Here is a 14,773-nt window from a genome sequence, read left to right as displayed (position 1 = left end):
AGGGTGCTCTCTTCGTCGCGTAACGCACCATTTTAATGCTAGGGAGAAATTACAGGTTGACTCTTAGAATACTTCTGCAATAACTGATTCACCTCTGGATTATACAGCCGCAAATAATTCCAATAATTCTCAAAAACTGCCTCCACATATCCCTTCGTTTCCGCAAAAGGAATCTGCTCAATGAACGCATCGGGGTCAGTTGTATCGTACTTCCTGATCCACTTTGCCACATTCCCCGGACCGGCATTGTAACTTGCCACGGCAAATAAAGAATGGTTATTGTATTCTTGGTGAGTGTGATCTAAATACCATGTCCCCAATTTGACATTATCATTAGGGTCATTCAGGTCATACTCCTGAAGCTGAATTTTATCCGCAATCCATTGACCCGTTCCCGGCATAACTTGCATTAACCCCCTGGCTCCCGCTATAGAACCGATTTCCGGTTCAAACCGCGATTCTTGGCGAATTAAACCAATCACCAATAAGGGATTAAGTTGACGTTGACCCGACCAATTGACAACCGAATCAAAAAATGGTAAAGGAAACAGTGTATACCAATACGCTGGTTCAGCCCGCAACGCTTGCCATTGGCGACGTTCTTCCGGGGTTTCGCGCTGACTCAGAAACCAAACTTGATTAATCCCATTGAGATTATCCCCCACGCCTAAACGCATGACGCCATCGGTAAACTGTTCAGCAACCGTGGGTTCCTGGCGATTCTCAAATTCGGCTTGCCAAAGCGTCAAACTGTCCTGATTTTGTCCCAATAGATGCAATTCTTTTAAGGTATCCGATCCAGCCGGGAGTCGCGATCGCGTTTTCGGTAGCACCAGGGTCGGATTCACATCCCGCACCGTGGTAAAGTCCCCCACATCCCAGCCGAGAAATCGGGCAGACCGCCACGCATAATAGGATTCGGGATACTGTGCCAAAACATGCTCAAACGCGGCTGTAGCTTCATCTTGGCGTCCCAGTTCCATTGCCCATCTGCCCACCCAAAACGCCGCTTCCGGGGCGATGGAACTATCGGGACTATCTGTGGTAATCGGTTGCGCCCATTGCCATGCTTCGGCGAGATTCCCAGCTTGGGCTTTCTGGTTTGCCACCTGCCAACGATAGTCTGCGGCGGCGTCAGAATTAGGATATTGAGTTAACACCGATTGACGCGCTTGGGTGGCAGATTGAGAACTGCCCAAGGCTTCCAGGATGTTGGCTTTTGTGAGTAGGGCTTCTGGGGCTTCATCGGGGAACTTCGCCACCACTTGATCCAGGTAAGGGATTGCCTCTTGGGAGGGGATGAGACTCGCCAGACGCCGCAATCCTAACCCCGTTTCCTTAGCATCAGGAAAGTTTTGAATCAGTTGTTGATAGGCGGCTTTGGCTTCCTGGCGTTTCCCTTTTACGTGATAGCCGCGCCCCACTCGATAGGCATTTTCGGGCGTGGGCGGGGCTTTTGTGTAGGCTTTGGCAGCTTTGCCATATTCGCGGGTTTTCCAATAGCCAAAGGCAATCGTCTGCCAGTCTTCCGGTTGTAATTGAGAGGCATACTCATTGACTAAGCGATCGCGGATTCCGCCACTATCGGGAGCATCGTGTGCTGATTTGGCTAAGAGTAAGAGTAAATCCAGTTGCTTGGGATTCTCCTGTAGTTTTTGGCGGGCAATCTCCAAGGTACGGGGATGAGTCGGAAATTGTGCGATCGCCTGTTGCCAATACTCTGGATTCGATTCCCCCAACGCATACAGGGCGTGGGCGGCGACGGGATCACTGGGATAAGTCTCTAGAATCCCTTGCCAAGCTTGTTCGGCGTTAGCCGTATCCCCCATCGCCGTGTAGGCTTGAGCGCGTTTCAGGGCAATATGAGAGGCTAACTGGGGATACTTCGCGTCTAATCCTTCCAACCATTGAAGTGCCGCCTCTGGCTGCTGTTGTCCAATTAAATCCGACGCCAACAAATAGCGGGCGCGATATTGATCCAGGGATTGACGCCCCGAAGCAATATCCATCAGTTGTTGTGCCCTAGCTTGGGGAGATAAAGAGACTAAGGGCAATACCAGGGATTGAGCATCCTTTTGCGTCAAACTCAGTTCACTTTGCGGGGAGTCAGCCCCCAAGTTTTCCAGAACACCAGTCTGTCGGAGGATGAACCAAGACGAACCACATAAGGCAATAAATAGCAATCCCGCCCCGACTGCTACAGGAAGTCTGTATTTCTGTACCTTTAACATGAAATCTCTTTCGCCCAATACTGATAAGATCTACTGCTTCCCATTTTGACGAAGGATTGGGAAAATTGGTGGCATTCAGGGGGAGATAGGGAAGATGGGGGAGTCATGTTCCAGAGGTGATGACAGAAGCATTTGTCTGTAGGGGCGGGTTTAGGGACTAATATTGATTGTTATCCCTAGCTTGGCTGCAAAACCCGCCCCGACCATAAGACATAAGACATAAGACAAATGCAATACTAAAGATGAGGTAAAAGATAAGAGACAGAACCAAGGAATGGAAATTCGAGCAACGGATACACCACGGGTAGATTGGACTGGTGATGCCCTAGCACTGGGATTCTTTGAAGATGCTGTGGAGTTAACCGGCGATTTAGCCCAGCTTGATCAGAAACTCTCCGGTACACTGAAGGAATTGATTGAGGAAACCGAGTTTAAAGGAAGCGTTGGCAGTAGTGCTGTAACTCGTGTGGGTGCCGGTAGCTCAGTTCGTAAAGTGATTTTAGTCGGGTTGGGTAAATCGGATGCCCTAACCGTAGACAGTTTACATCGAGTAGGATCTGCGATCGCGCGGATGGCAAAGCAGCAAAAGTGTAAAACTCTGGGTGTTAGCCTCCCGGCGGCGAATAATGATACTGCCCTCAGCGCCCAAGCGATCGCGGAAGGGATTACTCTAGCATTGCATGTGGATAATCGCTTTAAGTCAGATCCAGAAGATAAAGGTGCGAAACTTGAACAGGTGGAATTACTTGGACTTGGTGATGTCCAAGCCGCGATTAACCAAGCCACTGCCATTTGTGAAGGAGTAATCTTAGCACGGGAGTTAGTCGCCGCCCCACCGAATTCTGTCACCCCAATGACGTTAGCACAGACAGCCCAGGATATTGCCTCGGCTTATGGGATGACGCTAGAAGTCTTAGAAAAAGACGAATGCGAAAAATTAGGCATGGGTGCTTTTTTGGGTGTCGCTCAAGCCTCACATATGCCACCCAAGTTTATTCATCTCACCTATAAACCCCAAGGCACACCGCGTCGGAAAGTCGCGATTGTGGGTAAGGGATTAACCTTTGATTCCGGTGGCTTAAACCTAAAAGTCTCAGGTAGCGGCATCGAAACCATGAAAATGGACATGGGAGGGGCAGGTGCTACCTTTGGTGCAGCCAAAGCCATTGGTGAATTAAAGCCGGATGTAGAGGTTCACTTTATTAGTGCCGCAACGGAGAATATGATCAGTGGTCATGCATTGCATCCCGGTGATATCCTGACGGCATCTAATGGCAAAACCATCGAAGTGAATAACACCGACGCCGAAGGGCGACTGACTCTCGCTGATGCCTTAGTGTTTGCCGAAAAATTGGAGTTAGACGCGATCGTGGATTTAGCCACCCTCACCGGGGCTTGTGTCGTGGCACTCGGTAATGATATTGGTGGACTATGGACAACCGATGACACCCTCGCGGCTCAATTCAAAACCGCATCGGAAAAAGCGGGCGAAAAATTCTGGCAGATGCCGATGGAAGAGAAATACTTTGAGGGAATGAAGTCACCCATTGCTGACATGAAAAACACCGGACCTCGTGCCGGGGGTTCAATCACAGCGGCTCTATTTTTACAGCAGTTTGTGAAAGAAACATCCTGGGCGCATTTAGACATTGCTGGTCCAGTTTGGGCAGATAAAGAAGACGGGTGCAATAATGCTGGGGCGACAGGTTTTCCAGTTCGCACGCTGGTTCACTGGGTTTTGGCATAAGCGAGATTCAATTAAACGAAGCGTCTCAATTTGACATAGGGGCGCAACCCTTGCGCCCTACAAAGTTTGCCCCCTAACTCAAGGGTATTGAAATTTCGATCTCGTCGGGTGGGTTAGGCGGACGTTTAATTCAGGCAATAACCATTTAGTGAAACATCCGCCGTAACCCACCGATATTCAGCCAAGGAATGTTTTTTAATGGACTGAAGTTGAACGTTTGTAGTAAAGGCTTTAGCCTTTAGACTTGTATTGCTGTTGCCATAAAGGTTAGGACATCAGTTGAGTCCAATAGTGAACATAGAACAGTAAAGAATATCCCAACTTGCCAAGTAGCTGCGATGACGGATGAGTATTTACTCGGAAGTTACCTCCGGTTCATACTCGTGACAGCCTTCACAGGAACCGAGAGGATTCACAGCACAAAGCAAGAAGGCTGAATTTGCATAATATCGACAGGTATATTTTTTATCAACCGTGTTTGATAATTGCCTCATGCGTTGCTCGTGAAAATCAATCAAGCGTTTAATCTGAGCATGGGACTTTAGTCTCATGCGTTTAAATCCAATTGTTGTCATCGCTAACTTAACCAAAGACAGTTGTAAGGTCTATTTGCTTAATTTTATCTAGACAACGGTATAATAATCCCTAATTATGCCATAAAATATCTACCCAATTGCACAGATACAATGGATAACCGGATGCATTAATCAGATTTTGCACCTTTCCCTAGTGAATAATACGGAGAAACCCTTGGAAGTAAGCGCCAGAAATGTCCACTTTTAGGCAAATCTGGGTAGGTCTTATGTAACGGAAAAAGCCGCGTCTCCTGAGAAACGCAGCTATTGACTTTAAAGACTCGGTGCGGTAGAATTTCCCTATTAATTACTTCTGATCAAACTAAATTGGCAGCAGGATAATTGTTCACCTATTCTGCTCCTGTTTCTTTAGGATGCGACTACATCGGCAACGGTCAACGCACTCAAATCACCCAGGTTGACTCCCGAAATAGTATCGAGCGTTTCTCCACCAAATTCTCCGTACATTCTCGCCAATGCTCCGGTTAAGCCAGCATTGTAGTCCATCGCCACTTCATTCGTAATGAAGTTCGATCGATCATCGTCATAAGACGAATCATTGGGAGAATCTGGACCCCCAACAAGCGCCCCGTAGAGGGTATGTAGATTATCGCGAGAATCGCTAATATTCGTCACTCCAGAAGCCGCACGGTGGTGGGGGTTGAGCGCATAGTCCTCACCAAAACCAACCATATAGCTGAAGTTGCGGGGATTATCGCCTAGGATATAGTCAATTTGCCCCTCAGCAAAATCAGAGTATTGACCATTGGGGTCATTCACCGTATCCGCGTAGACGCCAGCCAGGAATGAGGTATTGGCGCTGTAGCGCAGAGAACCCCACTGACTCAACCATGCGAGTCCACCATCGGTATAGGTTGGGGTGCTACCGCCGGGAAGCCAGGAGTTTAACCAGCCTTCCACATCACCTTTATACTCAGATTTGCCCGTTTCCTGAGCTAACAAGATAGCCGAACCATAAGATTTGTTATCCCACGATTGCGTGAATCCTGGACCAATTCCCTGGTATAAGCTTTCGGCTTTGTTGAGATAGGTCGTATCTGTACTACCCGCCGCCTCAGTTGCTTTGTGCAGCCAAGTCGCGCCCCAAACTAGCTCGTCTTGGAAGCCGCTGAAGGAATTGTAGAATTGACCCGCATCGGGAATCGCGTCGGTATAGACGCCGCGATATTGGTCAGCAAAATCGTAGAGTTGTTGGGCGTTCTGTAGCAGGGTATCCGCGTAGGCTTCGTCTACTCCTCGAAAGACAATCGAAGCCGCCGCCAGAGACGCCGCCGCTTCCCCAGCTAAATCAGACCCAGGATTCTGACGGTCAATTTTAAAGGCGGGTCGTTCCATGGTCATGTCTTCCGGAGCGCCCCAGAAAGCGTGGTCGAGGTTACCGTCTCCAACCTGTCCGTAAAACGCTTGCGTCCCTTGGCTATCGGTGACGTGAGCTTTGAGGATGTAATCAGTCCCCCACTTGATGGAGTCCAGAATCTCTTCAAATTGTCCACTTTGTTGATAAGCATCCTGGTATTCAACCGCGCCCCAACTCAGCATCGTCATTGAAGCGGCTCCGGGTAAGCCGAACTTAACATGGTCGCCTGCGTCGTAGTAACCGCCCGTCAGGTCAACCCCCACATCTGAGCCATCGTTTAGAGCCGAATCACCGCGCCAAGGGAGAGGATTGGTATCGGGTAGGTCACCAGAACGTTGAGCATAGTAGAAGAGGATAGACTTTTGCAGCGCTTCCCCATAATTAAAAGCCCCTTGCTGAGGAGGGGGTTGGGAGGAATCGTTGTTGAGAATTGTTCCTACCCCTTGACCGTCTCCAATCGTGGCGTTGCTGGCTTGGGAGAGATTCACCTTAAAGGTTTCATCGCCTTCTACCGTTGTGTCACCCAGGATGGGTACGCTAAACGTCTTACTGGTTTGTCCAGGGTTGAAACTCAGTGTCCCGGATTTAGCGGTATAGTCAGACCCAGCAATGGCGGTGTCATTGGCTGTGGCGTAATTCACACTGACGCTTTGAGTACTCGCGGCTGAGAGGTTGACGGTAAACGTCGCGTTTTTCGTACCGCTATCGCCCTCGGTGACACTGACATCATTGATCGATAACTGTGACAAGACAGGGGTAGAATCATCATTATCGATAATTGTGCCAACACCTTGACCATCGGCAATTGTAGCATTGTTAGCTTGGGAGAGGTTTACCTTGAAGGTTTCATTCGCCTCATCCAGGGTGTCACCGATAATCGGTACGGTGAACGTTTTGCTGGTTTGTCCAGGGCTGAAATTCAGTGTACCGGATTTTGCAGTATAGTCAGACCCAGCAATGGCGGTGTCATTGGCTGTGGCGTAATTCACACTGACGCTTTGAGTACTCGCGTCTGAGAGGTTGACGGTAAACGTCGCATTTTTCGTGCCACTATTGCCTTCGGTAAGGCTGACATCATTAATTGAAAGGGTTGGTGGCGTGGGTGAACTATTGCTGGGAATAATATCAATGTAGTTAACATTGAAGGAGTTGGAGAGCATATCCAGGCGTAGTTGCTGACTCCCAGCGCTGAGATTCACCCCTTGAGCCGTCACATCCGTCCAATTTTGCCATCCCCCAGTTCCGCCAAAGCTCAGGGTTTCACTTTCACCCCCAACCGAAACCTTTAAACTGCGTGTCCCTGACTGCGCTGAGGCAACACGGGCAACAATGTCGTAGGTTCCAGCTTCAGGAATGTTGGCATCGTAGGTTAACCATTCCCCTTGCTGAATCCAGCCCACATTGTAGCCGCCACCTACATCCGTAGTGGCTTGGATATCTACATCATCAGAGCGAAACGCCCCCCCTGTGTTACCTGAGCTTTTATCGAAGAAACTGATATAGTCTTCCGCTTCAATCCGGAGGGGGGTATTGGCTGGAGGAGTACTGGAGTCATCATTGCTAATCGTACCCACCCCTTGAGCATCAGCAATCGTTCCGTTGCTGGGATTGGAGAGGTTAAGTCTGAAGGTTTCATTGCTCTCCACCGTCGTGTCCCCAATTACAGGCACACTGACAATTTTAGAGGTTTCTCCCGCCGCAAAGGTGATTGTACCCGATTGAGCGGTGTAGTCGGAACCCGCCGTCGCCGTGCCATTAGCGGTACTATACTCAACTGTTACAGGTTGGTCACTGGCTTCGGACAGGTTAACGACAAAGTCAGCCGCAACCGTACCACTGTCACCTTCGGTAACCGTTACATTATCAACAGAAAGCGTCGGTATGGATGGAGACGTGCCAATGGATTCTCCATTCAGACTATAGCCAGTGGGTTCAAGACTGTCGCCACTACCGTTGAAACCGAAAGAGACAGTACCGTCAGCGGCTAGAGTGCTGTTATAGCTGAGGTTGCGAACTGTATAAAGGTTGCCTTCTTGACTAACAATTTCCGCACCCCAAATATTAGTAATTTCAAAGGGAGCTTCAAACTCCAGAGTCCAACCATTTACATTGCTGGAACTATTGTTGGCAATTTCTAGATTCGCGGTAAAGCCACTTCCCCAATCGTTGGCAATGTTAAAATCTACAGCAAAAGTCATTCTTTAACTCCTATTAGTGAGCGCATTGAGCAAGAACAAAAGCAAGGATTTGTTCTCAGAGCAGGAATTGGTAGCTACAATAATGTTTGCTCGGACATTTTTTGTGGTGCTATCCGCAGGTACCACTAATAGCTATTCTGGCAAGCAAAACATGAAATGTCATCATCTTTTAATAAAGTTATTTTAAAGATTAATAAAAGAAAAATAAAAGCAATATTTGGCTTTAAAAATAAAAATAAATATACTTTTTTCTCTGAAAAATATATTGATAATGACGAATGACGAATGACGACCTCCGCCTTTAACGTTTATTGTACCTACCTATTTATTTCCGTTCAGGATGGGTTGTTTCTGGGGATGCAGCCGCCATTTGACTAATTCGAGCGATCAGTTGATAGAGACGCCCAGAATCTTTACGATTAAAGTAAAAAATCAAGCGGGGCAAATCCGCTGTTTCATCCGGAAGTTCTTCTGGCAAAGCCTTACTTTTGTCAATTTGACCCTTGACAACAATATCGCTAAACTCAGCATTAAGCTGTGCAACCTCAGCATCAGACAACTCTGATTTAAGCCGCATTACGAACCGATCGCCGACATAACGACTAGAATGATAGACGCGGTAGAACCGATGAATCGCCTCGTAAGCCACATCCAGATTATCCGTCACCGTATACAGGCTCGTATCTTCTGGGCTAATCAACCCTCGTTGAATTAAATGCTTGCGAAGATAGGCATCCCAATCGTGCCAGTATGTACCACCAGGGCGATCAATCAAGACTAATGGCACTGGTTCAAGTCGCCCTGTCTGACATAAAGTTAAGCATTCAAACGCTTCATCTTGTGTACCAAAGCCACCAGGAAAAAGCGCGATCGCGTCACTTTCTTTAAGGAAGAATAGTTTACGAGTAAAGAAATATTTAAACCGAATCAGTTTCGGATCTCCCTGAATAAACGGATTCGTTTCCTCAAAGGGAAGCTGAATATTCAAACCAAAGGAATTTTTCGCACCAGCACCTAAATGCCCTGCCTCCATAATGCCACCCCCAGCGCCTGTCATCACCATAAAACCGTGCTGGGTTACATAGCGGGCAAACTCGGCAGCGATTTTATATTCAGGTGTTTGGGAGTCAATCCGGGCTGAACCGAATATCGTCACCTTGCGAACGTGACGATAGGGATAGAATACTTGAAAGGCAGATTCCATATCCTCTAACGTCGCCGTGAGGATTTTCCAGTCCAGGCGATCAATCTCCTCCTGAGTCAGCCGCACCAGTACGCCTAAAGCACGTTGAATCCATTTTTCATCAGTCAGATTTGGCAGTCGCTCGATAAGTGCCGCTAAATCGCCCTTAAGTAACTGCGGATCAGAGTACGAAGGAGATGGAGTCATGGCTACGTTCACTAACGGCTCTCTATTTTATCAATGATTTGTCATTGGTCATTGGTCATTGGTCATTTGTTGATTGTTCATGGTTCATGGTTCATGGTTCATTGGTAATCCTCTTCCCCAGCTTCCAGACGTAGCATGCTACGTCTCTACATTCTCCTGCACCCGGAACACTAAGACTCGACCTCTCGATAAACATAAATATCTCGCTCCCGCCCTACAGCAAATCTGAGGGAATGAGATAAGGTTTTGCTCGATTGAGTCGTGAAAATAATCACAGCTAAGACAATCAAACCCGCTGCACCCAGAAAAATGCTGGGATAGCCCAGAGGTTCAGCCATCGTACCCCAAACCGGACCTGCGATCGCAATCCCTAAATCAAACCCCGCAATACAAGCCGAGAACACGCGCCCACGTTCATGGGCACCGGAGCGATCGGAAATTAAGGCGATCATCAAGGGTAATAAAATCCCCGCCCCTGCTCCCTGAATCAGACCAATCACCAAAAAGGCTTGTGGGGTTTGCGCTTGAGAAAACAGGGTTAAGGCGAGTCCATAGCCAATCAGACTCCCGGTAATAAACACGCCTCGCCCGTACCGATCAGACGCCCGCCCCGCGATTAAACGCATCCCGAAACTCCCGATCGCCACCGCCATGAAAAACCAGCCCGGATTTAAATCGACATTTGTGGCTCGGATATACAACGCCGCAAATGTACTCACCCCACCAAACGCCAACCCAGCCAAAAGCAACACCACAGCCGGAATCCGCAACCGGGGACTCACCAATAGCTGCCAGAATCCTTTGAATGTCAGTTTAGCTGTTTTCGATTTTGCTCCCTGGATTCGCTCAGGTTCCCTCACCTGGCTAGCACAAACAAACGCGAATAAACCCAGTCCCCCAGAAAATAGAAAAAACGCGGTGTAACCCGCTTGAGCCTCCAGCAATCCCCCCAAGGCTGGACCTAATCCCATACCCAAGGGCGTCACCAGACTCATATAGCCAATTAACTCTCCTCGTTGACCGACGGGTGACAAATCGGTCACTAAGGCGATATAGCCTGTCGTAAATGCCGCTAAACCAATCCCGTGAAAGACCCGGATTGCCATTAACCAGGCAATCGAATCCGCCAACAAATACCCTAACGGTGCGATCGCCACCACAATCGTACCAATCAGGATCACCAGTTTACGGCTATGTTGATCGGCTAAATGTCCTAAACGTTGTCGAAACACCAATAACCCGATCGCAAAGCCGCCCATCACCATCCCGACTTGCTGCGTGGTTCCCCCCATGTCTTCAATGTAAGGGGGTAATGCTGGTAGCATCGAAGCTAAACTTGACCAAAACAGAAGACCCGCCGCAAAGAGAGCGAGTAGGTTCCTGCGTTGTTGCGCTTCCATGGTTATGAAGATTTTCATGCCTTGAGTTATCCTGGTTCTATTTACTATTCTTAACATTCGCCGAAACAACCTCCCTCGCCCGATAGATGGGTCTGTCTGAATCGGCAACGGTAGAATCCAATCGCCAAATGTAAAGATTAAATAAAGATTAAGTAAATCTTAAGAAAGCCAATTTCGGTTTAAATCTTTGCCATAATTTAATCATGGAAATTTAATTTAAGTTGTTACGTTCAATTCTTTTTTGTCATAAAATCAGTTACAAAATGCAGATTAAACAAGAAATACATTGTCCAAATTGTGGAAGTAAAGCGCAGCGAGAATACTGTTTTAAAACGAATTTATCTAAGACTCAATGTCCAGCCTGTGATTACTTGATGATTAATTGCTTCCGCACGGGCAAAGTGTTAGAAGCCTATGCACCAGGACTTTATGCTCATCGTTAAAACGTTATTAAGTTAGAACTTACCCATAGGTTCAGAGTAGGGACACGATATTGAGGTACACAGATAGATCCCCGACTTCTTAGAGAAGTCGGGGATCTTGCTTAAAGCTGTACCTCATCAACCACCAAATCTGCTATATCTGCTAAATTTCGGCAAATTCTCAATATCCCTCTAATTTACGCTGTCTGAGTCCTGTTGGCTGAACTTGACAGTTGTAGAAGAATCTGACTATACTGTTTATAGTACATTTGTACTAAACAAGAACTAGCCGATCGCGAGTCGAGTAAACCACCTGAGACGCCTAGATCACACCCGATTTCAATCCTGAGAGGCTAACCTAGGGAACATGCGATCGCGGATTAATGTAAGTTATCAAGAACAAGGAGACTAATTGTGGTTGCAACTAAAGACAGCAAAGACCAAATTTTTAAAGCCTTTGAGCAAATCCTGAACCAACGCAAAACCATTGACTCCAAAATCGCCACGAAGGAAGAAGAAGCTGAAAAACAGAAAAATCAACAGGTTCTAGACGTCGCCTCAACCTACACCGTTGATAGTATTGTCAAAGGATTAGCCGATTTACAATTAGACTTTGGCACAATTATTAATCAACTCTCGGAAAAATTAACCAGCGAATCGGAAAAAGGGGATCAACTCAAGTTAGCCATTCAGGTAGAAACGCAGCAATTACAATACTTGCAACAAATTCGTGTCGTCGCTGACGCTTTGCATATTCTCACCCAAGAACACCAAGAAAACCGGAAACGTCTTGAACAAACCACCACAGAACAGCGTCAATCAATTGAGAAAGATAAAGCAGATAAGCACAAATCCTGGTTAAAAGAACAGGCGGAATTTGAGCAGAAGGTTCAGGAAGAAGCTGAATCATTAGCCAAAGAGCGACAACAGCAAGAATCTGACTATACTTACCAAATAGAACGTCAGCGCAAAATTGAGGCTGATGAATACGAAACCTTAAAACGTAACCAAGAACGAGAACTGCGCGAAGCCAACCAAGAAAAAGAAAAACACTGGTCGGAACGGGAAAAGATTCTGCAAGAGCGCCAGCCCCTATTTAAAGAATATCAGCAAAAAGTTGATAACTTCCCCAAAGACTTAGAGGAATCAGTGAAGAAAGCCAGAGAAGAGGCGATTAAAGACGTTCACCAAGATGCAAAAGTTAAAGCCGAGTTACTGGATAAAGAATGGGAATCCAGCAAGCAAAGTTACGAGTTCAAAGTTCAGTCTCTGGAAGAAACAATTCAAAAGCAGACTGAACAAATCAATCAACTCTATGCTCAGTTGCAGGATAGTCTAAAGCAGTCTCAAGCGTTGGCAATGAGGGCTTTTGATAGTTCGACAAATGTTAATAATGCAGAAAAAAGCAAAGCCTAGATCCGTTCTGTAGGGGCGGGTTTTACCGATAACGTTTCGGACAAAACCGATAACGTAACTAAACCCGCCCATCTAGGGTAAGCAGGGTTGTAGGGGCGGGTTTTACCGATAACGTTTTGGACAAAACCGATAACGTAACTAAACCCGCCCTGACCCCACCGTTAACTGATCATCCATCACGACTCAAAATACCCCAGGTAAGAATTATGGCAAGCAAACCCAATAGCAAAAACACCAAAGCTGAAATCCTCGAATCTTATGAAGAATTATGGAAAGAGCGGAAAGAGTTAGAAGGTAAACTAAAACAACTTCAGAAAGAGGTCAAAAATAACGGCGCGTCCCCAAATGGTCAGCACTCTGGAATCGTGAGCAAAAAGCTGTCTACCGCTTCTGATAAAATGACAGCAACAATGGATTGTTTGGTTGAGTTACAAGTTGGATTTGGTGGTGCGGTGAGTGAGTTATCGGAAAAACTCACAACTGAAGCAGCGAGTTTACAAGAATTACGACAAGCGGTTTCCGAAGAAACACAACAGCTTGAAGCCTTATATGATTTAGACGACATTGAAGAAGATACGCTAGATGATTTAATTGAAACCTACGAAGAAAACTCGAAAACCTTTGAAGCTGAAATCAGTCAACAGCGAGAGGCATTAGAACAAGAAATTCAGGACTTGCGTCAAGCTTGGCAAAAAGAGCAGGCTGAACATCAACAGGCGATTAAGGAACGGAACGAAGACCATCAAAGAAGTCGTCAACGGGACGATCAAGAGTACAAGTATGATTTAGAACTACGTCGTAATTTAGACCAGGACACTTACGACCAGCAGCAGAAAACTCTGTACAAGGAATTGGAAGAAGCTCATCAAGCGCAACAACAGCAATGGGAGGAACGAGAAAAGGCGATCGCCCAACAGGAAAAGACCTTTGATGAGTTAAAATCTAAGGTAGACGCCTTTGACCAAGAGAAGGAAGCGGCGGTGAAGAAAGCCAAAGAACAAGGAAAGGCGATCGCGAATAGCCAAGTTAAAGTTAAGGCAGATTTACAACAGTTAGAAATCGACGGGCAAAAGCGCTTCTATAACCTACGGATTGAATCGCTGCAAGAAACCATTGAAAACCAAGAAGCCCGGATTGACAACCTCTCCAAACAACTGGATGCGGCGCTGAAACAGGTGCAGGATTTAGCAGTTAAGGCAATTGAAGGAACCTCAAATTCCAATTCTTACCAGGCGCTGAAAGAAATTGCCTTAGAACAGGCTAAAGGGCAAACCAAAACCAAGTAAACAAACGGGTAACAGCACATCTGGAATTTGTAGAGACGTTCCATGGAACGTCTCTCGCCTTGCTGAACCGACATAATTGGGCAATGGACACGAATATGGTCTAATCTGGGTTTGGCAATTTGTAAAAAATGTTGAGGAGAGAAACTTGGAGCGGACATTTTTGATGATTAAGCCAGATGGCGTTCAGCGTAATCTGGTGGGTGAAATTATCCAACGGCTGGAAACAAAAGGCTTTACCCTAGTGGGACTCAAGCTGATGAGTGTTAGCCGCGAACTAGCAGAACAACATTATGCGGTTCACAAAGACAAGGGGTTTTTTGCTGGACTGATTGAATTTATCACCTCTGGTCCTGTTGTCGCCATGGTTTGGGAAGGGGAGGGAATTATTGCTTCCGCCCGGAAAATCATTGGTGCAACCAATCCTCTCAGCGCTGAACCGGGAACAATTCGGGGTGATTTTGGCGTTACCGTTGGTCGCAACCTGATTCATGGTTCCGATGGACCAGATACGGCTAAAGAGGAAATTAAGCTTTGGTTTAAGGAAGAGGAACTGGTAAGCTGGCAACCGACTATCAATCCTTGGATTTACGAGTAAGGATTTGATCCGTTTATTGTTTGTCGGGGTACGATAGAGTTTACTCCAACAATAACAGTAATAGGATTGCAGAGTCTTATGTAGGGTGGGCAATGCCCACCCTACCCCTATAGTTTTACAGCGCTTTTCAAGTAA

General features: G+C 46.8%; 10 protein-coding genes. 5 read left to right on the top strand and 5 right to left on the bottom strand.

Features of this window, described 5'->3' with window-relative positions:
• Positions 1 to 38 precede the first annotated feature (38 nt).
• Entirely contained in the window at positions 39 to 2,231 is a 2,193-nt protein-coding gene (locus RIB93_RS02360; protein WP_446369926.1) for a transglycosylase SLT domain-containing protein, read from the bottom strand.
• Positions 2,232 to 2,505: 274 nt separating this feature from the next.
• On the opposite strand from RIB93_RS02360, the gene RIB93_RS02355 reads away from it, so the two are divergent.
• Complete coding sequence (locus RIB93_RS02355; RefSeq protein ID WP_446369924.1) at positions 2,506 to 3,978, top strand: leucyl aminopeptidase; 1,473 nt, start codon at positions 2,506 to 2,508, stop codon at positions 3,976 to 3,978.
• Between the two features lie 353 nt (positions 3,979 to 4,331).
• Here the strand turns inward: RIB93_RS02355 and RIB93_RS02350 are convergent, their stop codons facing one another.
• The 4 genes from RIB93_RS02350 to RIB93_RS02335 all read right to left on the bottom strand — a co-directional run bounded on the left by RIB93_RS02350 (position 4,332) and on the right by RIB93_RS02335 (position 10,937).
• Positions 4,332 to 4,529: a DUF6464 family protein gene (locus RIB93_RS02350; RefSeq protein WP_232231698.1), complete on the bottom strand. Its 198-nt coding sequence runs from the start codon at positions 4,527 to 4,529 to the stop codon at positions 4,332 to 4,334.
• Between the two features lie 393 nt (positions 4,530 to 4,922).
• Entirely contained in the window at positions 4,923 to 8,129 is a 3,207-nt protein-coding gene (locus tag RIB93_RS02345; RefSeq protein ID WP_446369922.1) for a glycoside hydrolase family 9 protein, read from the bottom strand.
• Positions 8,130 to 8,454: 325 nt separating this feature from the next.
• Complete coding sequence (locus RIB93_RS02340) at positions 8,455 to 9,519, bottom strand: LOG family protein (protein WP_446369920.1); 1,065 nt, start codon at positions 9,517 to 9,519, stop codon at positions 8,455 to 8,457.
• Positions 9,520 to 9,689: 170 nt separating this feature from the next.
• Entirely contained in the window at positions 9,690 to 10,937 is a 1,248-nt protein-coding gene (locus tag RIB93_RS02335; RefSeq protein ID WP_446369918.1) for an MFS transporter, read from the bottom strand.
• Between the two features lie 245 nt (positions 10,938 to 11,182).
• Here RIB93_RS02335 and RIB93_RS02330 point away from each other — a divergent pair, with 245 nt between their 5' ends.
• The 4 genes from RIB93_RS02330 to ndk all read left to right on the top strand — a co-directional run bounded on the left by RIB93_RS02330 (position 11,183) and on the right by ndk (position 14,638).
• Positions 11,183 to 11,362 (top strand): replication restart DNA helicase PriA, encoded by a 180-nt coding sequence (locus tag RIB93_RS02330; protein ID WP_446369916.1) that lies wholly within the window; start codon positions 11,183 to 11,185, stop codon positions 11,360 to 11,362.
• Positions 11,363 to 11,755: 393 nt separating this feature from the next.
• Positions 11,756 to 12,757: a hypothetical protein gene (locus tag RIB93_RS02325; protein WP_446369914.1), complete on the top strand. Its 1,002-nt coding sequence runs from the start codon at positions 11,756 to 11,758 to the stop codon at positions 12,755 to 12,757.
• Positions 12,758 to 12,960: 203 nt separating this feature from the next.
• The gene (locus tag RIB93_RS02320) at positions 12,961 to 14,043 is read left to right on the top strand and encodes a hypothetical protein (protein WP_446369945.1); all 1,083 of its coding nucleotides are present in this window, start codon (positions 12,961 to 12,963) and stop codon (positions 14,041 to 14,043) included.
• Between the two features lie 145 nt (positions 14,044 to 14,188).
• Complete coding sequence (gene ndk / locus RIB93_RS02315; RefSeq protein WP_446369912.1) at positions 14,189 to 14,638, top strand: nucleoside-diphosphate kinase; 450 nt, start codon at positions 14,189 to 14,191, stop codon at positions 14,636 to 14,638.
• Positions 14,639 to 14,773 lie beyond the last annotated feature (135 nt).

This window comes from Coleofasciculus sp. D1-CHI-01, from assembly GCF_040218875.1.
GTDB lineage: Bacteria > Cyanobacteriota > Cyanobacteriia > Cyanobacteriales > Coleofasciculaceae > Coleofasciculus.
The sequence above is the reverse complement of the archived record's forward strand: the minus strand, read 5'-3'. Positions and strand labels throughout refer to the sequence as shown.

Coding starts and splice junctions, on each gene's coding strand:
- RIB93_RS02350 (WP_232231698.1), bottom strand. CDS start 4,529: ATGAGACTAAAGTCCCATGCTCAGATTAAACGCTTGATTGATTTTCAC.
- RIB93_RS02340 (WP_446369920.1), bottom strand. CDS start 9,519: ATGACTCCATCTCCTTCGTACTCTGATCCGCAGTTACTTAAGGGCGAT.
- RIB93_RS02355 (WP_446369924.1), top strand. CDS start 2,506: ATGGAAATTCGAGCAACGGATACACCACGGGTAGATTGGACTGGTGAT.
- RIB93_RS02330 (WP_446369916.1), top strand. CDS start 11,183: ATGCAGATTAAACAAGAAATACATTGTCCAAATTGTGGAAGTAAAGCG.
- RIB93_RS02360 (WP_446369926.1), bottom strand. CDS start 2,231: ATGTTAAAGGTACAGAAATACAGACTTCCTGTAGCAGTCGGGGCGGGA.
- RIB93_RS02335 (WP_446369918.1), bottom strand. CDS start 10,937: ATGAAAATCTTCATAACCATGGAAGCGCAACAACGCAGGAACCTACTC.
- RIB93_RS02345 (WP_446369922.1), bottom strand. CDS start 8,129: ATGACTTTTGCTGTAGATTTTAACATTGCCAACGATTGGGGAAGTGGC.